This is a genomic window from Amycolatopsis sp. Hca4 (assembly GCF_013364075.1).
GTDB lineage: Bacteria > Actinomycetota > Actinomycetes > Mycobacteriales > Pseudonocardiaceae > Amycolatopsis.
In genome coordinates this window covers 7,735,347-7,760,100 of sequence record NZ_CP054925.1, presented here as the reverse complement: position 1 = coordinate 7,760,100, position 24,754 = coordinate 7,735,347, and the positions used below count along the sequence as shown (strand labels likewise).

The 24,754-nt window shown below is 69.7% G+C and carries 18 protein-coding genes; 11 read left to right on the top strand and 7 right to left on the bottom strand.

From position 1 onward, the window contains the following. Positions 1-29 precede the first annotated feature (29 nt). Genes HUT10_RS35140 through HUT10_RS35130 form a run of 3 tightly spaced genes read left to right on the top strand, consistent with a single transcriptional unit; the run spans position 30 to position 2,487 of the window. Positions 30-833: an SAM-dependent methyltransferase gene (locus tag HUT10_RS35140; protein WP_176175115.1), complete on the top strand. Its 804-nt coding sequence runs from the start codon at positions 30-32 to the stop codon at positions 831-833. Further along, positions 833-1,636, top strand: a complete 804-nt coding sequence (locus tag HUT10_RS35135) for an SAM-dependent methyltransferase (RefSeq protein WP_176175114.1) — start codon at positions 833-835, stop codon at positions 1,634-1,636. The genes HUT10_RS35140 and HUT10_RS35135 overlap by 1 nt, the downstream gene beginning before the upstream one ends. Before the next feature lie 44 nt (positions 1,637-1,680). Then, complete coding sequence (locus HUT10_RS35130) at positions 1,681-2,487, top strand: SAM-dependent methyltransferase (RefSeq protein WP_176175113.1); 807 nt, start codon at positions 1,681-1,683, stop codon at positions 2,485-2,487. Here HUT10_RS35130 and HUT10_RS35125 read toward each other — a convergent pair. Next, the gene (locus HUT10_RS35125) at positions 2,484-3,887 is read right to left on the bottom strand and encodes an MFS transporter (protein ID WP_176175112.1); all 1,404 of its coding nucleotides are present in this window, start codon (positions 3,885-3,887) and stop codon (positions 2,484-2,486) included. The two genes, HUT10_RS35130 and HUT10_RS35125, sit on opposite strands and share 4 nt — an antisense overlap. Positions 3,888-3,973: 86 nt before the next feature. After that, positions 3,974-4,474 (bottom strand): DUF3761 domain-containing protein, encoded by a 501-nt coding sequence (locus HUT10_RS35120; RefSeq protein ID WP_176178181.1) that lies wholly within the window; start codon positions 4,472-4,474, stop codon positions 3,974-3,976. Between the two features lie 90 nt (positions 4,475-4,564). Here HUT10_RS35120 and HUT10_RS35115 point away from each other — a divergent pair, with 90 nt between their 5' ends. The 3 genes from HUT10_RS35115 to HUT10_RS35105 all read left to right on the top strand — a co-directional run bounded on the left by HUT10_RS35115 (position 4,565) and on the right by HUT10_RS35105 (position 8,464). Further along, positions 4,565-5,632, top strand: a complete 1,068-nt coding sequence (locus tag HUT10_RS35115) for a sensor histidine kinase (RefSeq protein WP_176175111.1) — start codon at positions 4,565-4,567, stop codon at positions 5,630-5,632. Positions 5,633-5,639: 7 nt separating this feature from the next. Then, positions 5,640-6,305, top strand: coding sequence for a response regulator transcription factor (locus tag HUT10_RS35110; protein ID WP_176175110.1), 666 nt, complete (start codon positions 5,640-5,642; stop codon positions 6,303-6,305). 113 nt (positions 6,306-6,418) lie between these two features. After that, positions 6,419-8,464 carry an MMPL family transporter gene (locus HUT10_RS35105; RefSeq protein ID WP_176175109.1) on the top strand — a complete coding sequence of 682 codons (2,046 nt, stop codon included), beginning with the start codon at positions 6,419-6,421 and terminating at the stop codon, positions 8,462-8,464. Between the two features lie 66 nt (positions 8,465-8,530). On the opposite strand, the gene HUT10_RS35100 is transcribed toward HUT10_RS35105, so the two are convergent. Then, on the bottom strand, positions 8,531-10,702 hold the full coding sequence (locus tag HUT10_RS35100; RefSeq protein ID WP_176175108.1) for a 3-hydroxyacyl-CoA dehydrogenase NAD-binding domain-containing protein: 2,172 nt from the start codon (positions 10,700-10,702) through the stop codon (positions 8,531-8,533). An 8-nt stretch (positions 10,703-10,710) separates the two neighbouring features. Then, positions 10,711-11,922 (bottom strand): acetyl-CoA C-acetyltransferase, encoded by a 1,212-nt coding sequence (locus tag HUT10_RS35095; protein ID WP_176175107.1) that lies wholly within the window; start codon positions 11,920-11,922, stop codon positions 10,711-10,713. A 149-nt stretch (positions 11,923-12,071) separates the two neighbouring features. Here HUT10_RS35095 and HUT10_RS35090 point away from each other — a divergent pair, with 149 nt between their 5' ends. From HUT10_RS35090 to HUT10_RS35080, 3 genes are all read left to right on the top strand, one after another. Further along, on the top strand, positions 12,072-13,247 hold the full coding sequence (locus HUT10_RS35090; protein WP_254897157.1) for a TetR/AcrR family transcriptional regulator: 1,176 nt from the start codon (positions 12,072-12,074) through the stop codon (positions 13,245-13,247). Positions 13,248-13,535: 288 nt separating this feature from the next. Continuing rightward, the gene (locus HUT10_RS35085; protein WP_176175105.1) at positions 13,536-13,730 is read left to right on the top strand and encodes a hypothetical protein; all 195 of its coding nucleotides are present in this window, start codon (positions 13,536-13,538) and stop codon (positions 13,728-13,730) included. Positions 13,731-13,760: 30 nt separating this feature from the next. Further along, positions 13,761-15,539: an HEXXH motif domain-containing protein gene (locus HUT10_RS35080; RefSeq protein WP_176178180.1), complete on the top strand. Its 1,779-nt coding sequence runs from the start codon at positions 13,761-13,763 to the stop codon at positions 15,537-15,539. A 5-nt stretch (positions 15,540-15,544) separates the two neighbouring features. Here the strand turns inward: HUT10_RS35080 and fxsT are convergent, their stop codons facing one another. Genes fxsT through HUT10_RS35065 form a run of 3 tightly spaced genes read right to left on the bottom strand, consistent with a single transcriptional unit; the run spans position 15,545 to position 22,374 of the window. Then, positions 15,545-19,810, bottom strand: coding sequence for an FxSxx-COOH system tetratricopeptide repeat protein (gene fxsT / locus HUT10_RS51355; RefSeq protein ID WP_303246997.1), 4,266 nt, complete (start codon positions 19,808-19,810; stop codon positions 15,545-15,547). A gap of 1 nt (position 19,811) precedes the next feature. After that, positions 19,812-20,867, bottom strand: coding sequence for a MoxR family ATPase (locus HUT10_RS35070; protein WP_176175104.1), 1,056 nt, complete (start codon positions 20,865-20,867; stop codon positions 19,812-19,814). Continuing rightward, the gene (locus HUT10_RS35065) at positions 20,845-22,374 is read right to left on the bottom strand and encodes a hypothetical protein (protein ID WP_254897155.1); all 1,530 of its coding nucleotides are present in this window, start codon (positions 22,372-22,374) and stop codon (positions 20,845-20,847) included. The genes HUT10_RS35070 and HUT10_RS35065 overlap by 23 nt, the downstream gene beginning before the upstream one ends. A gap of 371 nt (positions 22,375-22,745) precedes the next feature. Between HUT10_RS35065 and HUT10_RS35060 the strand changes: the two genes are divergently transcribed. Together HUT10_RS35060 and HUT10_RS35055 are read left to right on the top strand one after the other, a co-directional pair. After that, a complete protein-coding gene (locus HUT10_RS35060; protein WP_176175103.1) occupies positions 22,746-22,943 on the top strand; it encodes a hypothetical protein in 198 nt (65 codons plus the stop codon). Between the two features lie 131 nt (positions 22,944-23,074). Continuing rightward, a complete protein-coding gene (locus HUT10_RS35055) occupies positions 23,075-24,754 on the top strand; it encodes an HEXXH motif domain-containing protein (protein WP_254897154.1) in 1,680 nt (559 codons plus the stop codon).

Here is a 24,754-nt window from a genome sequence, read left to right as displayed (position 1 = left end):
CCCGCACACCCTCGACCCGGGAGCGGCGGATGAGCGAAGACGAACACGCGAAGCGGGGCATCGACCTCGACAGACCGAACGCCGCGCGCGTGTACGACTACATGATCGGCGGCAAGCTCAACTACGCCGTCGACCGGGTGTTCGCCGACCGGATCCTGGGGGTGCTGCCGAACGCCCAGCACATGGCGCTGACGAACCGGGCGTGGCTGCGCCGGGCCGTGCGGTTCGGCGCCGAGCAGGGCATCCGGCAGTTCCTCGACATCGGCTCGGGCATGCCCACGGTCGGTCACGTGCACGAAGTCGTCCAGTCGATCGACCCGGCGTCGCGGGTGGTGTACGTCGACAACGAGCCGATCGCGGTCGCGCACAGCGAGATCGTGCTGGAGGGCAACGAGAACGCGGCCATGGTCCAAGCCGACGCCGAGTACCCGGACGAGGTGCTGGAGCACCCGGTCACCAGGGAACTGCTGGACTTCGGCGAGCCGGTGATGGTGATCATGGCCGCGTTCGTGCACTTCATCCCGGACTCGCGGAACCCGGCCGGGCTGATCGGCACCTACCGCGACGTCCTCGCGCCGGGCAGTCACCTCGCGTTGTCTTCGGGCACGTGGGAGGGGCAGGGCGAGGAGTCCCAGCGGTCGGTGGCGCTGTACGAGAAGAGCGGCACGCCCCTGACGCTGCGGTCACCCGACGAACTGCGCGCGCTGGTGAAGGGCTTCGAAATCCTGCCGCCGGGCATCGTGTTCACCCCGGAATGGCGTCCGGACGGACCGCTCGAAGACCCGCCGGAGCAGTCGGGCGGTCTCGCGCTGGTGGCCCGCAAGGAGCGCTGATGACCGAGGAGCACGCGATCCGCGACATCGACGTCGACAAGCCGAACGCGGCTCGCGTCTACGACTACTTCATCGGCGGCAAGCTCAACTACGCGATCGACCGGGAGTTCGCCGAGCGGATCCTCCGGATGCACCCGGAGTTCCGGGAGGTGGCCCTGCTCAACCGGCGGTGGCTGCGCCGCGCCGTGCCCTTCGGCGCTTCGCGGGGGATCCGGCAGTTCCTGGACATCGGCTCGGGCATGCCGACCGTGGGGCACGTGCACGAGATCGTCCAGTCGATCGACCCGGCGTGCCGGGTGGTCTACGTCGACCACGAGCCGATCGCCGTCGCCCACAGCGAGATCGTGCTGCAGGACAACGACAACGCGGAGATGGTGCAGGCCGACGCGGAGGTGCCGGCCGACGTCCTCGAGCACCCGACGACCAGGCGGCTGCTGGACTTCACCGAGCCGGTGATGGTGATCATGGCGGCGTTCATCCACTTCGTCCCGGACGCGCGCAACCCGGCCGGGATGATCGCGGCCTACCGCGACGCGCTCGTCCCCGGCAGTTACCTGGCGTTGTCGTCGGGCACGCTGGAAGGGCAGAGCGAGGAGATCCGCCGCGCGGCCGAGCTGTACCGGAACAGCGTCACGGACTTCGTCCCGCGGTCGACGGACGAGCTGCGCGCGCTGCTGGACGGCTTCGAGGTCGTGCCGCCGGGGATCGTGTTCACCCCGCAGTGGCGGCCGGACGATCCGGCCGAGGTCGGGGACCACCCGGAGCTGGCCAGCCAGCTCGCCCTGGTGGCCCGCAAGAACTGAGTCTCCGGCTATCCTCGCGGCAGACCTGACTCCGGGAGCGGCGGATGAGCGAAGACGAGTACGCGCGGCGGGGCATCGACCTCGACAAGCCCAACGCCGCGCGGGTGTACGACTACATCCTCGGCGGGCAGCTCAACTACGCCGTCGACCGGATGTTCGCCGAGCAGGTGCTGGCCGCGCAGCCGAACGCGCGCGAGCGGGCGCGGCTCAACCGCCAGTGGCTGCGGCGGGCCATCCGGTTCGGGATGGACCAGGGCATCCGGCAGTTCCTCGACATCGGCTCCGGCATGCCGACCGTCGGGCACGTGCACGAGGTCGCCCAGGCCGTCGACGCCAATGCGCGCGTGGTCTACGTCGACAACGAGCCGGTCGCGGTCGCGCACAGCGAGATCGTGCTGGAGGACAACGAGAACGCGGCCATGGTGCACGCCGACGCCGAGTTCCCCGACGACGTCCTCGAGCACGACACCACCGAGATGATGCTGGACCTGGACCAGCCGGTGATGGTCGTGATGGCGCTGTTCGTGCACTTCATCCCGGACGAGCGCAACCCGGCCGGGCTGATCGCCGCCTACCGCGACGCGCTCGCGCCCGGCAGCTACCTCGCGTTGTCGTCCGCCACCTACGAGCAGCAGAGCGACGACACCGCGCGCGCCGTCGCGATGTACCGGAAGAGCGCGAACCCGGTGACGCCGCGCTCGGCCGACGAGCTCCGCGCGCTGGTCGACGGCTTCGAGATCGTCGACCCGGGCATCGTGTTCATCCCCGAGTGGCGGCCGGACGACCCCACGGAGATGCCGCCCGACCCCGCCGAGTGCGGCGGCCTGGCGCTGGTGGCGCGCAAGAACTAGACGGCGACCAGCTCCGGCGCGGTCCGCTTCCGCGGGACCAGCGCCGCGAGCAGGGCGCCGGCCAGCGCGGCGAACGCGGCCACCGCGAACGTCGCGCGGAAGCCGAACAGCGACGGCACCGGCAGCCCGCCGACGCTGATCGTCAGCTGGGCCAGCATCGCCGCCATCACCGCGCTGGAGATCGCCGTGCCGACCGAGCGCATCAGGGAGTTCAAGCCGTTCGCCGACGCCGTCTCGGTGACCGGCACCGAGCCCATGATCAGCGCGGGCATCGCCGCGTACGCGATGCCGACGCCGGCCCCGATGATCACCGACGCGGTGATCAGCTCGAACGCGTTGTCCATCAGCACGATCGCGAACCCGTACCCGGCGGCGATCACCAGCGAGCCGCTGATCAGCGTCGGGCGGGGGCCGAACCGGGCGATGAGCCGCGCGGAAACCGGCGAGAGCAGCATCATCACCAGGCCGTTCGGGGCCAGCGTGAGCCCGGACTCGACCATCGTCTGGCCCAGCCCGTAGCCGGTCGACGCCGGCGCCTGCAGCAGCTGCGGGAACGACAGCGCCATGGCGTACAACGCGAAGCCGACCATGATCGACGCGAGGTTCGTGAACAGCACCGGACGGCGCGCGGAGACCCGCAGGTCGACCAGCGGATCACGGCGGCGCAGCTGGTAGGCACCCCAGCCGAGCAGCACGACGACGGCGGCCGCGGCCAGCCCGAGCGTCGGGACGCTGGTCCAGCCCCAGGTGCCGCCCTTGACCACCGGCAGCAGCAGGCAGAGCAGCCCGGCGGCCAGGCCGAAGGCGCCGAAGTAGTCGAAGGGGGCGGGCGTGCGCAGCGGCGACTCGGGCACCACGGTGACGATGAGCAGCGCGCAGGCCAGCCCGAGCCCGGCGGCGGTCCAGAAGAGCACGTGCCAGTCGGCGTTCTCGGCGACCACGGCCGCGACCGGTAGCCCGATGGCCCCGCCGACCCCGAGGGTCGCGCTCATCAGCGAGATGGCCCCGCCGACGCGTTCGGGCGGCAGTTCGTCGCGCATGATGCTGATGCCGAGCGGGATCACGCCCATCGCGCAGCCCTGCAGCCCGCGCCCGAGGATCTGGAACCCGAGGGCGCTGGTCGTCGCGGACACGACCGAGCCGGCGATGAGCAGGCCGAGGCTGACGAGGATCATCCGCCGTTTGCCGTAGAGGTCGCCCAGCCGCCCGCTGACCGGCGTGATGACGGACGCGGCCAGCAGCGTCACGGTGACCACCCAGGAGGCGTCGGCCGCAGGGACGTGCAGCAGCCGCGGGAAGACGGGGATCAGCGGCACGACCAGCGTCTGCATGAACGACGCGACGAGCCCGCACGAAGCGAGCACCACGACGATCGGCCGGCCGGAACGGGACACCACCACACCCCCAGTGGGTACTTAGTACGCGTCATGCAACTTCATGCACTGTACCCACGGGGTGACGGATTTCCGTACGAGTGGTGGTTTCGTCACAGCCAGGTGCGGACGCCTCCGTGGCCGGAGCAGGTGCCCGAGCGGTGCTGGCTGTAGCTGTAGGTGCCGTCCTTGCAGATGGCCGTGGCGCCGGCCGGGTTGTCGCTGGGCCGGTGGACGCAGTTGCCGTCCGAGTTCCGGTAGTAGTCGGCACCGCACTCGGCCGGCTTCGGCGCGGCCTGCGCGGTGGTCCGCGGCGCCGGGGGCTTCGGGGCCGTGGTCTTGGGCGCGGCCGGCTTCGGCGCGGCCGCCGTCGGAACAGCCGCCTTCGGTGCGATCGCCGTCGGGACGGCCGTGGGAGTCACGGCGGCCGCCGGCGCTTCCGTGGTCGTCGAAGCCGAAGCCGTCGTCTCGGTCGGCACCGGGTACGTGGGGGTCGGGTAGGCCGAGCTGGTGGGCGCGAGAACGCCGAGGTTGCCGGTGTCCTTGGGCGGCACGGAACCCACCCCGCAGCCCGTGACCAGCAGACCCGCGACCAGCACCGCACCGAGCTTCATCCGCACGACGACTCCTTGGCACCACGAAGCAATGTCGCAGAAGTCGATCGAAGCCGTCCGGTTGTTACGCCTTGCTCCTAAACTCTCCCCATGTCCTGGCCACGCCGGTACGCGGCCGAGCTGGCGGTCGTCGTCGCGGTCGTCGTCGGCTCGCTCTTCGCCGTGCTGGGGGACCGTCCCGAGCCCGCGCACCACGCCGCTCTCGGCTGGGTGCTCACCGGCCTCGGCTGCGCCGCCCTCTTCTTCCGGCGCCGCTTCCCGCTGGCCGTTGCCGCGTTCACGCTCGTCTGCTGCGCCGTCTACTACCCCCTCACCGACCCCGACGGCCTCGTCCTGCTCGCCTTCGCCTACGCCCTCTACAACGCCGCCGCGGCCGGGCGGATCCGCGGCGCCGCGCTGCTCGTCGTCGCCGCGATGGCCGGGGTCACCGCCGGGGAAATCAGCTCGCGGACCGGCCGGCACGTCGACAACTTCGCGTTCTTCCTGATGACCGGCTGGTTCGTCGCGCTGGTCGCCGGCGGGGCCGTCGCGCACTACCGCGCCGAGGCCGAGCGCACCAAGGAGGCCGAGGCGCGGGCGCGCGCCACCGACGAACGCCTGCGCATCGCCCGCGAGCTGCACGATGTCCTCGGCCACCACCTCGCGCTGATCAACGTCCAGGCCGGCGCCGCGCTGCACCGGCGTGACCCCGGCCAGGCCGAGGAGGCGCTCGGCGCCATCAAGGACGCCAGCAAGACCGCACTCCAGGAGCTGCGCACGACGCTCGGCATGCTCCGCCAGGCCGGCGGGCCGAGCCTCCAGCGGGTCGCGGAGCTGGCCGAATCGGTCGGCGCGTCCGGGCTGACCGTGCGCACCGAGATCGACGGCGTCGCGCGGGACCTCCCCCCGGACGTCGAGCACGCCGCGTTCCGGGTGGTCCAGGAGGCGCTGACGAACGTCGCCAAGCACGCCGGTGCGAAGACCGTCGTCGTCCGGCTCGGCTACGGCGCCGACGAGCTTTCCGTGCAGGTCGACGACGACGGCCGCGGCGGCGAGGCCCCGGCCGGCAACGGCATCCGCGGGATGGCCGAACGCGCGCGGGCGCTCGGCGGCGAGCTGACCGCGGCACCGCGCGAAGACGGCGGTTACCGCGTGCGGGCCCGGCTGCCGGTGCGATGATGGGCCGATGATCCGGGTCCTGCTCGTCGACGACCAGCGGCTCGTCCGCGCCGGCTTCCGGTCCATTTTGGACGGCGAGGACGACATCACCGTCGTGGCCGAGGCCGCCGACGGGCGCGAGGCGCTGCAGGCCGCGCACGACCACCACCCCGACGTCGTGCTGATGGACATCCGGATGCCGGTGCTCGACGGCCTCGCCGCCACCCGGCACCTCCTCGAAGACCCGGGCGTCCGGACCAAGGTCGTCATCCTCACGACGTTCGACCTCGACGAAGACGTCTACGGCGCGCTGCGGGCGGGCGCGAGCGGGTTCCTGGTGAAGGACACCGAGCCCGCGGAGCTGATCCACGCCGTGCGCGTGGTCGCCCGCGGCGACGCGCTGCTGGCGCCCTCGATCACCCGGCGGCTGATCGCGGAGTTCGCCGCGCGCGGCACCCGTCCCGCGCCGTCGCCGGCGCTGGACCGGCTCACCGAGCGCGAGCGCGAAGTGCTGACCCTGGTCGCGGCCGGACTGTCGAACGACGACATCGCCCGCGAGCTCACCCTCAGCCCGGCGACGGCGAAGACGCACGTCAGCCGCATCATGACCAAGACCGGCACGCACGACCGGGCGCAGCTCGTCGTCCTCGCCTACGAATCCGGCGCGGTGACGCCGCGGTGGCTGGCACCCTGACCCGTACTCCCCCGGGTGTACGGGACCGGCCTTAGGGGACACCGCCGGGAGCAGGCGAAGTGTCCTCCGCTGCGCGACGCGCGGTAGGCCCCGCTCGCGAATCCTTGTCCACCATGGACACCATCACTCGTACCACCGGCGGCGGCCTGGCCCGGCTGGCCGGCTGGGCGCAGCGCCACCGGTGGCTCGCCGTCGCGCTCTGGGCACTGGTCCTCATCGGCGTCACGGCCACCTCGCAGCTGGCCGGCAGCGCGTTCCACGACGACAACTCGTTGCCCGGCACCGAATCGCAGCAGGTCGTCGACCTGCTCGACCGGACAGCGCAGTCCGGCGCGAGCGCGCAGATCGTGCTGAAGGCCGACGGCGGGCTCGCCGCGAACCGCGCGCCGATCGACGACATGCTCGGGGAAGTCCGGTCGCTGCCGCACGTGCGGTCGGTGACCGAGCCGACGCTCTCCCCCGACGGGCGGATCGGTTACGCCACCGTCACTTTCGACGCGGCGTCGACCGACCTCCCGTACGACGACATCGTGAAGTTCGCCGACACCGCGAAGCGGGCCGGGCCCGTCGAGTTCGCGCTCGCCGGGGACCCGGTCGAGCGGATCTCCGGAGGCGGTGGTCCCGCGGAAGGCGTCGGGCTGCTCGCCGCGCTGGTCATCCTCGTCTTCCTGTTCCGTTCGCTGCTCGCCGCCGGGCTGCCGGTGATCACCGCGGTGTTCGCGGTCGGCAGCACGCTGGGCGTGATCACGGTCGTCTCGCACTTCGTCGACATCGCGAGCTACACCGCGCCCCTGATGATGCTGGTCGGGTTCGGTGTCGGCGTCGACTACGCGCTGCTGATCTTTTCCCGCTACCGCAGCGAAATCCTGGCCGGCCACGACCGCGACGCGGCCGCCCGGCGGGCACTCGACACGGCGGGCCGCTCGGTGCTGTTCGCCGGGACGACGGTGATCATCGCGCTGCTCGGCCTGCTGGCGCTCGGGCTCGGCGGGCTGCGCGGGGTGGCGCTGTCGGTCGCGCTCACTGTCCTGATGACGATGCTCGCGTCCGTCACGCTGCTGCCCGCGTTGCTGTCGCTGTTCGGCAAGCGCCTCGAACGCGGCATCCGCCGGCAGGCTCTCCGCAGGGAACCCGGCAAGGCGTGGCGGCGGCTCGCCGACGGCGTCCAACGTCGTCCGCTGGCCCCGCTGGCCATCGGCCTGATCGTCCTCATCGGACTGTCCATTCCGGCCGCGGGGATGCGGCTCGGGTTCGCCGACGCGGGCACCGACCCGGCCGGCTCCACCACGCGGCAGGCCTACGACTGGCTGGCCGACGGCTTCGGCCCGGGCTTCACCGGCCCGCTCGCGATCGTCACGGAGGACGGCGACACCGGTGCGCTGCAGCAGAAGCTGACGACCACGCCGGGCATCGCGCGGGTCCTGCCGCCGATGGGCCGGACCGTGCTGGCCTTCCCGACGACGTCACCCCAGGACGCGGCGACCGCCGAGCTGGTAACGCGGCTGCGGACCGACGTCCTCCCGGCACTGCCGGGCCACTACCTGGTAGGCGGCTCGGTGGCGGCCGCGACGGACTTCGCGGACGCCGTCGCGGCCCGGCTGCCGCTGTTCGTGCTGGTCGTGGTCGGGTTGTCGGCGTTGCTGCTGATGGTGGTGTTCCGCTCGGTGCTGATCCCGCTCAAGGCGGCACTGCTGAACCTGCTGAGCATCGGCGCCTCCCTCGGCGTGATGACCCTGGTGTTCGGCGACGGCTGGTTCGGCGCCCAGCCGGGCCCGATCGAGGCGTTCGTGCCGGTGATGATCTTCGCGATCGTCTTCGGGCTGTCGATGGACTACGAGGTGTTCCTGGTGTCCCGCATGCACGAGGAGTGGCGCCGCACGGGCAACGCCCGGCTGGCGGTGCGCGAGGGCCTCGCCTCGACGGGCGCGGTGATCACCGCGGCGGGCGCGAACATGGTCCTGGTGTTCGGCGCGTTCCTGCTCGACCCGTCCCGGATGCTGGCCCAGTTCGGGCTGGGCCTGGCGGTCGCGGTGCTGCTGGACGCACTGGTGATCCGCTGCCTGCTGGTCCCGGCGATCATGCGGCTGCTCGGCGCCCGCGCGTGGTGGCTGCCGCGGTGGCTGGACCGCCGGTTGCCGCACTTCGCGCTGGAGCCGTGACGCGGCAAGCCCGGACACGCCGAAGGCCGCCACCGGATTCCGGTGGCGGCCTTCGGACGTCAGCCGTTATTCGTAGATCTCGCCCTTCGCGGCCTTCTCCACCAGCGAGGCCGGCGGCTCGAAGTGGTCGCCGTACCGGGCGGCCAGCTCACGGGCCCGGTCGACGAAGCCCTGCAGGCCACCCTGGTACTGGTTGATGTACTGGATGACACCGCCGGTCCACGCCGGGAAGCCGATGCCGAAGATCGAGCCGATGTTGGCGTCGGCCACCGACGTCAGCACGCCCTCGTCGAAGCACTTCACCGTCTCCAGTGCCTCGGCGAACAGCATCCGCTCCTTGAGGTCCTCGAACGGCACCTCCGCCGAGCCGGACTTGAACGCGTCGCGCAGCCCCGGCCACAGCCCGGTGCGCTTGCCCTCCGCGTCGTACTCGTAGAAGCCCGCGCCCGTGGAACGGCCCTTGCGGTCGAACTCCTCGACCATCCGGTCGATCACGCCTTCCGACGCGTGCGCCTTCCACGTGCCGCCCGCGGCCTCGATCGCCTCGCGGGTTTCCTTGCGGATCTTGCGCGGCAGGGTCAGCGTCAGCTCGTCCATCAGCTGCAGCGGCGGCGCCGGGTAGCCGGCCTGCGAACCGGCCTGCTCGATCGACGCCGGCTCGACGCCCTCGCCCAGCGCGGCGACGGCCTCGTTGATGAACGTGCCGATCACGCGCGAGGTGAAGAAGCCGCGGCTGTCGTTGACGACGATCGGGGTCTTCTTGATCTGCAGCGTGTAGTCGAAGACCTTGGCCAGCGTCGCCGGGGACGTCTTCTCACCGCAGATGATCTCGACCAGCGGCATCTTGTCGACCGGCGAGAAGAAGTGGATCCCGATGAAGTCCTCGGTGCGCTGCACGCCCTCGGCGAGGGTGGTGATCGGCAGCGTCGAGGTGTTGGAGCCCAGCACCGCGTCGGCGTTGACGACGCTCTCGATCTCGCCGAACACCTTGTGCTTGAGCTCGACGCTCTCGAACACGGCCTCGATGACGAAGTCGACGCCCGCGAAGTCGGCCGGGTCGGCGGTCGGCTTGATCTTGGCCAGCAGCGCGTCCGACTTCTCCTGCGTGGTCTTGCCGCGCGAGAGCGCCTTCTGCTCGAGCTTCTCCGCGTAGCCCTTGCCCTTCTCGGCCGCCTCCAGCGAGACGTCCTTGAGGACGACGTCGATCCCGGCCTTCGCCGAGACGTACGCGATCGCGGCGCCCATCATGCCCGCGCCGATGACGCCGACCTTCTTGGCGGTGTACTTCTCGAAGCCGTCCGGCCGCGAGCCGCCCGAGTTGATCGTCTGCAGGTCGAAGAAGAACGCCTTCGTCATGTTCTTCGAGACCTGGCCGGTGGCGAGGTGGATGAAGTAGCGCGTCTCGATCTGGATCGCGGTGTCGAAGTCGACCTGCGCGCCCTCGATCGCGGCGGCCAGGATCGCCCGCGGCGCCGGCATGTTCGCGCCCTTGATCTGCTTGCGCAGGTTCGCCGGGAACGCCGGGAGGTTGGCCGCGAAGCTCGGGTTCGACGGGGTGCCGCCGGGGATCTTGTAGCCCTTGACGTCCCACGGCTGCACGCCGCCCTCGGGGTTCGCCTTGATCCACGCCTTCGCGGCGGGAACGAGCTCCTCGACCGAGCCGACGAGCTCGTGCACCAGGCCGAGCTCGAGCGCCTTGGCCGGGCGGTGCCGCTGGCCCTGGAGCAGGACGTTCAGCAGCGCGCTCTGGATGCCGAGCAGGCGCACCGTGCGCACGACGCCACCGCCGCCGGGCAGCAGGCCCAGCGTCACCTCGGGCAGGCCGATCTGGCTGCCCTTGACGTCGGCGGCGATGCGGTGGTGCGTCGCCAGCGCGATCTCGAGGCCCCCGCCGAGCGCGGCGCCGTTGATCGCCGCGACGACCGGCTTGCCGAGCTGCTCGATGCGGCGCATCTGCCCCTTCATCAGGGTGCTGCCCTCGGTCAGCTCGACCGCGTGCTCGGGCTTGGCCTGGATGAGGTCGTTCAGGTCGCCACCGGCGAAGAAGGTCTTCTTCGCGGACGTGAGGACGACGCCGGTGATGGAGTCCTTCTCGGCCTCCAGGCGGTCGACCGTGACACCCAGTGACTCGCGGAAGTCGGCGTTCATCGTGTTCGCCGACTGGTTCGGGTCGTCCAGGGTCAGGGTGACGATGCCGTCTTCGTCCTGTTCCCAGCGGATGGTCTTGCTCTCGGCCATTTGGTTCCTCACACCCGCTCGATGATGGTGGCGACGCCCATGCCGCCGCCGATGCACAGGGTCACCAGGGCGCGGCGCGCCTGGCGGCGTTCCAGCTCGTCGACCACGGTGCCGACCAGCATCGCGCCGGTGGCGCCGAGCGGGTGGCCCATGGCGATCGCGCCGCCGTTGACGTTGACCTTCTCCTCGTCGAGGTGCAGGTCCTTGATCCACTTGAGCACGACGGAGGCGAACGCCTCGTTGAGCTCCCACAGGTCGATGTCCTCGGGCTTGAGGCCCGCGGCCTTCAGCACCTTCTGGGTGGCCGGGGTGGGGCCGGTCAGCATGATCGTCGGCTCGGAACCGATCGACGCGGTCGCCACGATCCGGGCGCGCGGGGTCAGCCCGAAGGTCTTGCCGACCTGCTCGGAGCCGACGAGCACCAGCGCGGCGCCGTCGACGATGCCGGAGGAGTTGCCGCCGGTGTGGACGTGGTTGATCTTCTCGACCGAGTGGTACTTCTGCAGCGCGACGGCGTCGAAGCCGCCCAGCTCGCCGATGCCGGCGAAGGCGGGCTTGAGCTTGCCGAGGCCCTCGACGGTGGAGCCGGGGCGGCGGTGCTCGTCGTGGTCCAGGACCGTGACGCCGTTGATGTCCTTGACCGGCACGACGGACTTGGCGAAGTAGCCGCCGGACCAGGCGGCCTCGGCGCGGTCCTGCGAGCGGACGGCCCAGCGGTCGACGTCCTCGCGGGAGAAGCCCTCGATGGTCGCGATCAGGTCGGCGCCGGTGCCCTGCGGGACGATGTAGTTGTCGTAGGCGGTGGCCGGGTCCATGAACAGCGCGCCGCCGTCGGAGCCCATCGGCACGCGCGACATCGACTCGACACCGCCGGCGATGATCAGGTTGTCCCAGCCCGAGCGCACCTTCTGCGCGGCGGTGTTGGTGGCCTCGAGGCCGGAGGCGCAGAAGCGGTTGAGCTGCACGCCGGCGACGGTCTCGGGCAGGCCCGCGTTGAGTGCGGCGGTGCGCGCGATGACGGCGCCCTGCTCGCCGACGGGCGAGACGACGCCGAGCACGATGTCGTCGATCGCCTGCGGGTCGAGGTTCGGGTGGCGGACCTTGAGTTCGTTGATCAGGCCGACCACCAGGTCGACCGGCTTGGTGCCGTGCAGGGCACCGCCCTTGTTCTTGCCGCGAGGCGTGCGGATCGCCTCGTAGATGTAGGCCTCGCTACTCACTGAACAACTCCTCGCGAGCGTGTGGGACGTCTTCGTACCGTGGCCGATGATACCGGCCAGTAGGGCTAATGGCCATTAACATATCTCCGGATAACCCCATGGTGTCAATGGGTTGCAGGTGTGCCATGAGCCGCTATCGTTCACTCACCATGACCGAACGCAGCCTCCGCCCTCGCGACCGCAAGGCCCAGCTGGCCGCGGTGGCGGCAGAGCTGTTCCGCGCCCGAGGCTTCCCGGGGGTGGCGATCAAGGACATAGCGGACGCGGCGGGCGTAACGGGCCCGGCGCTGTACCGGCACTTCGCGGACAAGCAGGCAATCCTGGCGTACGTCGTCCTGAGCGGGTTCGAGGACATGGAGGCGGCGACAGCGGAGGCCCTGTCGGACTCGGTTCCGGCGTCTGACCAGCTGCCATCGCTGTTGAGCAGGCTGGCGACCCAGGCGGTCGAGCGCCGCGAGATCGCGGCGCTGTGGCGCTGGGAGGGCCGTCACCTCCCGAAGGAGGACCAGCGCGAGATAGCCCGCAGGTCGACGTTGGCGCTGGCGGCGTGGTCGAAGGCCCTGCAGGCCCACCGCCCGGAGCTGCCGGCAGAGGACGCCGAGCTCCTCTGCTGGGCAGCGCTGTCGGTGTTCGGGAGCGTGTCGGTCCACCACACGTCGGTGGCCCGCCGCCGCTTCGCTCAGTTACTGGTCGACCTGGCGCTCGATGTGCTGAACACCACACTCCCCGCACCGTCTTCATCGCCACCGTCTTCGGCGCTGAGCCTGGGCACCCCCTCCCGCCGCGAGCAGGTCCTAGCGGAGGCCACGGCCTTGTTCGCCCAGAGGGGCTACCACGCGGTGAGCATGGAGGACATCGGAGCGGCGGCAGGCATAGCGGGGCCCAGCATCTACCGCCACTTCCCCAGCAAGGCGGCTCTGATGGTGGCAATCGGCCACCGCGCGGCGGACCGCCTGGCATTGGCGGCCGAGCAGGCACTGCACGCCCCGGACGAGCGCACGGCATTGCGTCGCTTGGCGGCGTCGTACGTGCACACGATCCTGCACACGCCGGAGCTGCTGGTGTCGTTCTCGGCGGACCGGGTGACGATGCCGGACCGGGACAAGGTGGATCTGTTGCGGGTCCAGCGGGACTACGTGGCCCAGTGGGTGACGCTGCTGTCGGCGGTGCGGCCGGAGCTGCCGGCACGGGAAGCGAAGATCACGGTCCACGCGGCGCTGACCATTGCGAACGACCTGGCCCGCACGCGCCGGGTGGCTACGCGCTCACACTTCGAAGCCGAGCTGACAGCATTGCTCCATACGGTCCTAGGCGTTGCGAACTAGCCACCGGACAGGCGGTCATTGTCGGGACGGATTGACAATCACGCCCAAAATTGCGCCGCGCGACACACCAAGCGCGACCGCCACCTAACACAGCGTACCGAAAACGGCATCACCCGATCGATTCGATCAGCTGTTTGATTACTTCTTCCACTTCGCCATGCAGCTGTACTGCATGAATGCTTAACCGGGGTCACCCGAATGGAGCAGCAAGGACTCGTGCTAAATTCTGTTCGGCTTGCCAGTCGTTTCTAAGTTGTCGCTTCAATGCTATGGAAGAGGAAAATCGGCATGCGATCGCCGGACGCTAATGGACAACCCGGGATCAAATCCGAACTCCTCGATCTGAGCTCGACGGCACTGTCTGAAATGCGGAAGCTCGATCCTGTCGCCCTGCACCGGTCGATCCGCCACGCCGTTGCCCGCACCGCCCACATCCCGGTGACCGCCAGCGGCAGCGGTAACGGCGCCAAGCGCGTCGACTGACCCTGCCCCGAAAGGTTCCCCGTGCGCACGATGGACCACGTCTCGTCAGAACCGGATGTGCATTCGATCGCCTGGGACACCTTCGACCGGCTGGCCGCCGGCCGTGGCGGGAGCGCTGCCTTGGACGTCCTGCGCACCGCGGACCGGAGCCGTCGCCTGCTCTTGCTGTGCGGTCTGGTGGAACGCGCGGCAACCGATCCCCGGCTGACAGGACCGCTGACCAGCCCCGAAGCCGCATGGGATCTGCTGGTCCGGGCTCAGCAGGCCGATTTCCGCTCGTTGGAGCGGATCCTCGCCCACCCGTACACCGGCAGTTGGGCGGGATACACGACCCGGCTGATCGAACAGGATCTCACCGGTGAATGCCCGCTTTGGGTGCACTACGGCTACCTGTACACACTCGCCGCCACGGCGGCGATCCACGCGGGTCTCGACTTCACCATCCGCGTACCGGTTTGGGACGGCACCGTCGTGCTGCCGACGCTGGGAGCGGCACGGCTCTCCGAAGAACGCGGCTTCACCATCGCCGAGGTGCGTGGGGAAGCAGGAGATTTCACGATCCGCGACGAGCGGTCATGTGTCGCACCCACGCAGCCGGCCTGGAGCCCGCTGCGAACGTTCCGATTCGAAACTCGCGATCGCGTCCTCGATCTGCGGCTCGACGACCTGGACCCGCACCGCGGTCTGTACCACCCGATCCCGCCGGCCCGGCTGCCGGAAACCGAGTCGGCGAACTGGCGGAACCTCCTCGGCGAAGCCTGGAGCCTGATCGTCGAGCACTTGCCCGAATACGCCGAGGTCCTGCCAACGGGCCTGATGTCGATCGTGCCGGAGCCTGCCGTCCCGTTCCGGCTCCCCAGCGCATCGACGGGCGAAGCCTTCGGCAGCGCGGTCATCGCTGCACCGGACGAACCGGCGGCACTGGCCGCGGCACTCGTGCACGAGTTCCAGCACATCCGGCTGGGTGCACTCCTGCAGCTCGCCCGGCTGCACGACGATGACCGCACCCAGCGGCTCTACGCGCCGTGGCGGGAAGACCCCAGACCGCTCGGCGGGCTGGTGCACGGGATCTACGCGTTCTTCGGGGTCTCGGCTTTCTGGCGAGCGCTTTCCCGAGCGCGCCCGGACGACCTGCTCGCCGCGTTCGAATTCGCCCACTGGCGCATCCAAAGCTGGCGCACGCTCGAAGCGATCCGAGACGACTCGTCCCTGACCGACGAGGGACGGCGTTTCCTCGAAGAGCTGGCGGCGGTACTCGGTCCCTGGCAGGACGAACCGACGGCGGGTGAAGCGGCGCGATGGGCGGACACCCTGGCCGTCGATCACCACGCCGGCTGGCGGCTTCGCCACGTCCGCCCCGAACCCGGCGCGGTGGCCGGACTCGCGCAGGCTTGGCAGGAGGGACTCCCCTGTCCGCCCGTGGCACCGGGCGGCCTTCTCGACACGGTTTCGGACGGCGACTGGCCGAACGCCCGCGCCGACCTGGTTCGGGTCCGGCTCGGGGAAAACGGCGAGACCCGGCTGGCCCGGTCGTGGTCACACGTCCCGGACGTACTGGAGGCCGACCACCTGCTGGTCGGTGACCGGGTCGACGAAGCCAGGGCCGCATACACCGCGGAACTCGCCAAGGATCCGGACCACGCCTCGGCATTGATCGGTCTGGGTCTGTCGCTCCCGGACGGGCCGGCCAAGCGCGCGCTGCTCGCCGCGCCCGAATTGATCCGCGCGACGCACCGGAAACTGCGCGAGACCGGCGGCACCCCCCATGTCGAGGATCTGGCCGCCTGGACGGCCGAAGGGCTCTCCTGACCGGTTCACAACGGCATCGGATCGATGTCGCACTCCGCGCGCACCGCGTTTTCCGCGGCGATGATGGCCGGGTGACCTGGCCTGAGTACCCGGCTGATCGCGCCGAGCACCTCCTCGTGCTGGCTCACCGCCTCCCTGATGCGGCCCAGCCGTTCGAGGTCCAAGGCCCGGTTGAGCCGGGCCGCGAGCGTGACGGGATGGCTGTCGGGCAACGCCCGCCGCAGCCGCGCCAGCGTTTCGGTGTTCATCCGCAGGGAACGCGGCACGTCACCGAGCGCGTAGCAGTCGTTCGCCGTGTTGATCGAGCACGCGAGAACGTGCGGGTGTGCCGGGCCGAGCCGGTCCCGCAACCTGGTCAGTACCGCTTCGTCCCGGGTCAACGCGGCCGCCGGATCCCCGAGCAACCGCAGGGTCACGCCGACGTCCGCGTCGGCCACCAGGGTGTGGGGGTGCCGGTCACCCACGTTGGCCCGGTACTGCGCCAGCACCTGTTCGCCGAGCTCGAGCGACGTGGACAGGTCACCGGCGTTGCGCAGGTCCAGCGAGTGGGCCAGCGCGCAGGCCAGCGCATTGGGATGATCCCGCCCGTACTTGTGCCGGAAGCGCTCGAGGGCGCTGCCGGACAGGTTCAGCGCGGCGTCGTGGTGACCGTCCTTCCGCTGTGCGACCGCGAGGTGGTAATCGCGCCGGACCACGCCGTCTGTGTCCGAGCCGAAGAGGCCGCGCACCCGTTCCACGACCTTCTGCTGCTCGATGTGAGCCCAGGAGTAGTCACCGAGCTCCCGCCGGCAGATGATCATGATGTTGAGGGTGAGGATGGTTTCCCAGTTGTCGTACCCGAGAACCTCCGACCGGCGTTCGTAAGTGTCTTCACTGAGCCAGCGCGCTTGCTCGTACTCTCCCACCAGCAGCAGCGACACGACCAGGTCGTGTGCCGCGCGCAGGGTGGACGGGTCGTCGTCGCCGAAGAGGGACCGGGCCCTGTCGTAGGTCCGCTGGTTGAGAGTCCGTGCCGCGGAAAAGTCTCCGTTGGCCTTGTGCCCTCCGGCCACCAGCATCTCCGCACGCAATGCCTGTTCCGAATCCGGCCCCGCGGTCCGTTGGAAGAGCCGTAGCGTCCGGCCGCTGACCTCCACCGATTCCTCGTAGCGGCCGAGCACCCAGAGCATGCGCCCGAGCTGCTCCGACGCCGCCAGGGTCTGGACGTCGTCTTCGCCGTACCGATTCGTCCAAGTCATCGCGGCCTCTTCGGCCAGCGCCAGCGCCCCGGCGTGATCGCCGGAAAAGTACAGGAACTTCATCACGTTGAGCAGCAACCGGCGAACCCACGAGTCGTCGCAATCGATCAGGCCTGCGTGTCGTAGGTGTGGCAGCACCAGCTGGTAGCGAGGCCACCAGGACGCAGTCTCGGGGTCGTTGGGATCGAGGTTGGCCAGCAGCAGAGCGGCGCCGTGCCGCATCTCGGCCCGCTTTCCGTCGGACATCCGGCGCCGCAACGCCAGCTGCGCGAGCCGGTGAAGGAGCAAACAACCACTGCGGTGATCCAGTTTCCCGAGCTGGCACCGGTTGATGTCCCTCAATACCCGGTCGAGCAGATCGGGGTCCCGCATCGCCGTGTCCAGTTCCGGAGCGATCGAGACGCCCCGCACCCCGGCGAACAGACTGCGGGAAATCGGTTCGGCCGCGAAGAACGCGCAAACATGGAGCAACTGGTGCGCCGCCGGGTTGCGGACGGCAAGACCGTCGAACGAAACGTTCCAAGCCGCCGCCGCGGCGATCTCGTCGTCCGAAGTCCTCGGGGACGTCGAGAGAATCTCCGCCACTTTCTCGTCCAGGAGCCGGTTGTACTCGGCGACCGGGATACCGCTTTCCGCCCGCCACGCCGCAGCCTGGGCCAGCGCGATCGGCAAGTCGCCCAGCTTCCGCGCGAGCGCGTCCGCGTCCGCATCCGTGACCGTGGGATCCCGCTGGCGCAACAGTTCGATGCTCTCCGCCCGGGTGAACCGGCCCACCGCGATCGAATCCGCCGGGAAGCCGTCCGGAGCGGCGTCCCGGGCCGTGACCAGCGTTCGGCCCGGCCCGTCGGCCGGCAGGAACGGCAGGAGGGTCTCGGAGTGGTCGGCCGCGTCGAAGACGAGGAGCCAGCGGCGGTAGGGCTTTCCGGCGCGCAACGCCGCCAGGACGGCGGGCACCGCGGTGAGGGCCTCCTCCGCACCCGGCAGCCGCAGCTGCCGGGCGAGCTCGGTCAGCGACGCCCGGATCTGTGACTCCTGGTGCGCACTGACCCACCAGACGAGATCGTGGTCGCCCAGCTGCCGGTAGATGTACTCCACCGCGATCTGGGTCTTGCCGAGTCCTCCAGGTCCGTGCAGGATTGCGCAGCCAGCCGGCCGCAGGCTGGCCGCGAGGCGGTCGAGCAGTTCGCGGCGGCCGACGAACTCCGGGTTGCGGGCCGGCACCGCGCCCCAGACGATCGGGGCGTCCGTCGTGATCCGCCGGATCCGGCGGAGGGAAGTGGCCGCTTCTTCGCGGGCGTCCGTGACCAGCCGCTCCGCCGCGAACCCCGGTTCGGTGGCGGAAGGCGGGGCCTCGTCGTCTTCCGTGACGACGTCCCGATTGTCCTTCGCCGCAGCCAGCTCGTGCTCCCGTTCCTGCAGGCGTTCGGCTCGCCACGCGTAGGGGCCGGAAAGCGCGCGCATGACGACTCGTTCGAGGGAGATGTCCGCCGTGTCTTCGGGCAGGGCGGCGCGGTCCGGGTCGGCAAGCGCGTCGGCGATCTTCAGCAACACCGGGTGCCGTTCGCCGAACCGCTGCCCGGTCGCGGCGACCACCCTCACGGTCTCCGCGCGCCGTCCTGCGGCGAGCAGCGCCTCGCGGATCGGGATGGGGAACTCGAAAACGGCGTCTTCCTCGAGGACGTCCGCCTTGGGCGGGGCGAGGAGCCCGCTGGTGAACACCTCGGCCAGGTGTGCTGTCCCGGCCTCGGGCACGAGTTCCGCGCGGACGAACCGCGCGATCGGCAGGCTGACCGGGACCGCGGCCAGCAACGTCGCGAGCCGAAGCGCCGGCGGGGTGGCGGCCCCCACGAACCGCCGGACCCGCTCTTCGGCCGACAGTGGTGCCGCGGGCTCGTCGTCGACCGCGGGCTCGGGCATCGGCTGGTCGCGGGCGAGCAAAACCGTGCCCGGCACCCCCTCGGTGATCGTGCGCGAAACAAAGCGCACCCACCAGCTGAACCAGCGGCCTTCCAGTTCGAGGACCGGCACGGGTACGGCGTCGGCGATGGTCTTTTCCGGGTCCGCCATGGTCATCCAGGCGTCCGGCAGCTCGAACCCGTACCGGCCGTTCGGCCGGAACGGGCCAGGCGACGCGAGCAAGGCCCGGTGCAGTGGCAGACCACCTTTCTTCCACATGTACTGGGGCAGCAGGTGCACCAACGCGACCGGCATGCCGCGGCTCCACCTTGCGAGCAGCGGCGAAACCAAGTCGCGCCGCCACGCTTCGCCGACGCCGTCGGTGAGGACCAGCATGAGCCGGTCGCCGTACCAGCCGAGGAGTTCGGCCGCACTGTGCTGCGGCGCGTCCGGAGTGCCGCCGCGCAGCACCGGCGAGAGGGAGCCGTCCGTCGCACGGGCCTCCGTTTCGAGGTATCGGATCCGGACTGTCCGAAATGCCCCGAGCTGTTGCACCAGTTTCAGGAACGCCGTGACTTCCGACTGCCACAGTGCCATCGACGCTCCCGCGTCGACCACCACCGTCAGGTCGAGGACACGAGTCGTCGGAGCAGGCTTCAACACGGGCAGCCAGAGACCGTCCTGTGCCGCCTGCTCGGCGGTCGATTCCTCATCCAGCTGAACGTCGTCTTCCCGGGTGGAAGGACGCAGCTGTTTCAGAGGCCGGAGCGATCGCAGGATGTCCGGTCCACCCGGCATTGCCCCCGGTTTGGGGGCCCGCCCGTTCTGCGGCGATCCTCCACTGTCCTCCCCGTGGACATCCCGTCCGAAAGCTCCGACCACATGATGCCGTTGCCTCCTGGCCACCGGTTCGGGCCCCACGTCCGGCCGCGGTCCCTTCCCGGGATCCGGCTCGCGGATCGGTGGTGGCGGCAGCTGGGGTGCCGGATCCGGATCCGAGGGGCGTGCTTCCGGATCGCCGTTCGGCTGTGCCGGCGTCCGGCGTAGCGCTGCCGCCAGCCAAATCGCGTCAGCGACCTCGCTCCACGACAGTGGCTCGCTCCCGACCCGAATTTCTCGCGACTCTTCCTCGGACATCTCAAGGCACCACGGAGTTCAACTGCCGCCAAAGCGCATCCACCAACCGCGGCCAAGAATCGCCTTCATCGTGATACGCCCCCGACGTCGCCAGGTAGATCGCCTCCAGAAGCTTGTCGACCGGCAACCCGCCGTAAGCTTCGCTACGGCTCACGAACTCCTCGATGATGCGGGATCGGTGGGCGTCGTCAGGGTCGAGCGCGTGTGCCGCCACCATGGCCGCCAGCTGTTCGATGTCCGGGTCCTGGAGTTCGAGCCGAAGACACCGGCGGAGAAAGGCCGGTGGGAAGTCGCGGTCGCCGTTGCTGGTGATCACCACGAACGGGAAAGCTGCGCACCGAACCCGGCCGTCCAAGACCGTCGCCGTCAGGTCCGGGTCGGCCGTGAAAACCTCGACCTCACGGGTCCGACTGCGCATCCGCACCAGCTCGGGGATCGCGAACTCGCCGTCCTCGAAGAGGCTCAGCAGGTCGTTCGGCAGGTCGGCCTCGCTCTTGTCGAGCTCGTCGATGAGCAGGACGCGAGGCTGCCGGCGCGGCAGGAAGACTGTGCCGAGCTCACCGAGCCGAAGGTACTCGCCGATCGGTGGTTCCTGATCACTGTCTTGCGCAGCGGACCGAGTACCGGCCGCCTGGGCCCGGCCGATCGCGTCATAGGTGTACAGCCCGGCTTTCAGCGTGGTGTGTGACGTGATCGGCCAGCGAAGCACCCGGCCCAGTCCGAGCTCGCGGGCAACCCGATATGCGAGGCTCGACTTGCCGCTACCGGGCCTGCCGGTCACCAGAAGCGGCCGCCGCAGGTACAGCGCGGCGTTGACCATGTCGATCTCGTGAGAGTCGACATGCCTGGTGATCAGCCGATGCTCCGACCCCAGCCGCCTGGCCGCCTCGCCCTCGTCCGGCGGCACAACGTCCTCGTCCGGCAAGGGACCTCCGTCGAAGGCGCGCCACGGTGGTGCGGGCGGGAGCAGATCGGCGAGCATGGCGCCGTCGAGCGGCCGGCCGGTACCGCGGTAGATCCACCAGTCCGACCGTTCAGGATGCTTTTCCCCGTTCATCCGCATTCTCCCGAGTCAAGTCCGTCAAATAGGGGCCATCGTCCAGGAAGATCAGTCTGCTCGGGTCGTCCCACAAGATCACCAAGTCGCCGGCTGCCCGCAGGTCGGCGGGAATCGTCACTTCGCGAAACGACGCCCGCCGGGAATCCTGGGTTCGCGCGGGCAGATCGCCGAGTCCGCCGCCGTCGACGAGCCAGGCAACGAGTTCACGCACCACCTCGGCGGGCGCATAGGGGTGCCAGAGCAGGGCCGGGATCCCGGTCCGCAAGCCTGTCGCCAGCTCGTCCTCTCCGGGCCGTGGCCGAGCCGGCGGCGGTCCCGCGAGCACCATCACCAACCATCGTCCGTCGCTGAGCGCGGCGTCAAGATGATGGCGTTTCGGGGTGTCCTGTGACCGGCAGTAGTACACCCGCTCGGCGGAGGGATTGCCGAGCATCGCTTCCCACCGTATCCGCCACGCGCGGTGCCACTGCCGGGAAAACATCCGCTCCAGCGAGCGGATGACGATCGGGTAATCGAGGGAGAGCGGCCGGGGGTCTCCGGTTTCGTGTTCCTTGCACCACCGGTGTACGGGAAGATTGACCAACGATCGCGGGAGGATGAATTCGAGTGCCACTTCCTCGCGGTATTCCGCCCAAGCACGTTCGGAATCGACCACCAGCCGATCGACGTGGTGCTCGAGATCCGCACCCTGGATGGTGGCCATGCCACCACGGGCAGGCGGCCACTCCAGCGGATCTTCCTGCCGCCAATGGGAAACAACGTGCAGGTCCGGGTCGATGCCGTCCACTTCCACCATGATCACCAGATGCAGGCGCAGTCCATCGCCCGCGCCGGGCTTGTACTCGGCCCGCAGTTCGTGCAAGCGGGCTTCGCCCTGGACTCTCCGGGCCTGCCAGGTGTTCCATTCCCGCAGCTGGTCACCGAGTGGCCTCGGGCATTCCGCGGCGACGAGTTCGATGAATGTCAGCGCCGGCGGGAGCCCGTGTGCCGGGGTGTTGAGCTCGGTCAGCAGGCAAAAGGCGTCCCAGGCGTCTCCCGGCTCGCCGCCCGGGTATGCCGCGGGGCTGGCCGACCGGCGGAGGAGCGCACCCAGCCTCGGCGGGGTAACCCCGGTCAGCACCGAACGCAGCCAAAGCAACTCGGAATCCGGCAGCAGGTCGTGCATCCGCGGTTCGTGCACGAGCCGGTTCAAGAGCTCTGCTTCCGGAGAACCTGGCCGTAGCATGCGTACGGCCTGGTCGAGCGCGTGCATCCCGCCGTCCGTTCGCGCACAGGCGTTGACGATGTCGATCAGCTGGTCCCGCCCGGTCGCGTGGTCGGAGACCGTCAACGGGAAACCGAGGCTGTCGTGGATCAATTCGTGCAGCAGCGACCGGCTCGACCGGTCCGTCGCCAGCCCGGCGTTCGCGAGCACATTGACGATCGCCTCCCGGACTGCCACGCGAACCGTGGACGGGAGCAGCAAGTCCCGGCGTTGCCCGTGGGTTTGCTCACCGGCCGACACGTGATGAACCACCTCCCCGCCCGGCTACCCGCGGACCCGTGATTTTACCCAGTGGCAGTCGACGCAACAGGGGCAAAAAGTGGACATCTGCTGGTCGCCCAAGAAGGGCGCTGGGGCGTAGCGTCCCTTCGTACATCGACGCAGCTTCAGTACGGCAGCGTGATCGTCATCAGGTCTCTGCGTGCACCTCTCCGCATCACGAAACTTTCTACGGTCGTGACCCTCCCGGCCTTCGCATTCCCGCCTCTGCCGCGCAGATGGCTCGCTCCCCCATACGGCGCACGCACTCAGTCCCTATCGCAATCGCGAAGAATGCGGGACAATGCGAAGCGGGCTGACGGGGCCCGTTCTCCCTGAGGGAAGGGATCGCAATGGATGCACCGCGCTCTGGGCGGGAAGCGGGAATCGAATCCGAACTCCTCGATCTCGGGGAAGTGCCGCTGTCGAAGCTACGCAACCTCGACGGCGACGAATTGCGCAACGCGCTGAGCCATGCGGCCGACCGAGCAGCCTTCATCCCTGTCACAGCCAGTGGCAGCGGGGCCGGCGGCGCTGAACGCGTCGACTGACCGTGGCAACCGGTGAGCTCCTGCCCCACCGCCTCTTGTGGGCCGATTTCGACGCTCTGGCCCGCGGTGGCGGCGGCCCCGCCCCTGTGCGGCGGCTCCGCGCAGCCGAGCGGAGCAGGCGGCTGCTCCTGTTGAGGGGGATCATCGAGCAGGCAGCCAAATCGCCGGAGCTGGCTGGTCCGCTCCCGTCGCCGGAATCGGCGTGGGAGCTACTGTCCAGGATTCAGGTCCGAGCTCCTGCGGCGGTCGAAGCGATTCTTGCCCATCCTTACACCGGCACCTGGGCCGGCTACACCACCCGGTTGTGCCGCCACGACGTGACGGGCGTCTGCCCGCTTTGGATGCATCTCGGCCATGTCCATTGCCTGGCCGCCGCAGCCGCGATCCGCGCCGGAGCGGAGTTCGAAGCGGAGCTTCCAGTCTGGCAGGGGAACATCGCCTTGCCGACCTTGGGCATGGTCCGCCTCCGCACCCCCGGACAGTTCGGGATCGCACAGGTACTGGCCGACGATACCGGGATTCTCGTCAGCGATCGGACCACTGAGGTCCGGCTGCCGGATGACCTCAGCGTCGAAACAGAAGGCTGGCAGCCTCTCCGCCAGGTCATGTGTTGGCACGGTGGTCAGCGGCTCGCAATCCGGCTCGACGACCTCGACCCCTACCGGGGGCTTTACGAACCGGTCGTGCCCCGACGGCTCACGGCGCTGGAAGTCGAGTCATGGCGAACCGTCGTCAGCGGCGCGTGGCGGCTGCTGACCACTCATCTGCCCGAGGTGGCCGAGGCGATGACGGAAGGCCTGCAGTCGTTGGTCCCTGCCCCGGCAGTGGCGTTCCGGCTGCCCAGCGCCTCGACCGGCGAAGCGTTCGGAAGCGCGATCATGGCCTCCGGCACCCAGCCCGAACCCCTCGCCGCCGCGCTCGTCCACGAATTTCACCACATCAAGCTCGGAGGCATTCAACACCTGGCCAGTTTGCACGTGGACGATCCGCGCGAGCGCTTCTACGCGCCGTGGCGTGACGACCCCAGGCCGATCGGTGGCGTGCTGCACGGGATCTACGCGTTTTTCGGGGTTTCCGCCTTCTGGCGGGCGCTAGCCACGGCTGAGCCGGACAACGCATTGGCGGCCTTCGAGTTCGCATTATGGCGGTCCGCCGCTTGGCGAACCCTGCTCCAGGTGCAAAACGACGAAAGCCTGACCCCAATCGGGCGCAGGTTCCTCGATGGCGTCGCGACAAGCTTGGCGCCCTGGCAAGGGGAACCGGTCGCCGCCGAACCGAGCGCTTGGGCGGCGTCCGCGGCCGCGGACCACTATGCGACCTGGCGCATCCGCCATCTGCGCCCGGACATCGAGACAGTAGCCGCGTTGGCCGACGCGTGGCACCGCAGGGATTCGTGGCCCAAGCTCGGCCGGCCATCTGAGCCACGCATGCCCACCCCGGTCCCTGACGGCGGCTGGACCGACGCACGAACCGACTTGCTTCGGCTGCGGTTCGGCGCCGGCAGGACGGCGGTCGTCGAGCACGGTCCCGACGTTCCCGGCTCGACCGACGCCGACGTCGCGTTGATCACGGGAAAACAGGAATCGGCGGTGGCCGGCTACCGGCGGTTGCTGGCGACAGATCCGGACGCTCCTGCCGCGATTGTGGGCCTTGGGCTCGCTTTGTCTGTCCGAGGCACCGGACCGGCCGCCCGAGCGCTGCTGCACCGCCCGGAACTGGTCCGCGCAGTACACCGAGTACTTCGTGCTACCACCGATCACGCGCCGGCGATCGAGGCTGTCGCCGGGTGGATCGGACGGTTCACGCATTGA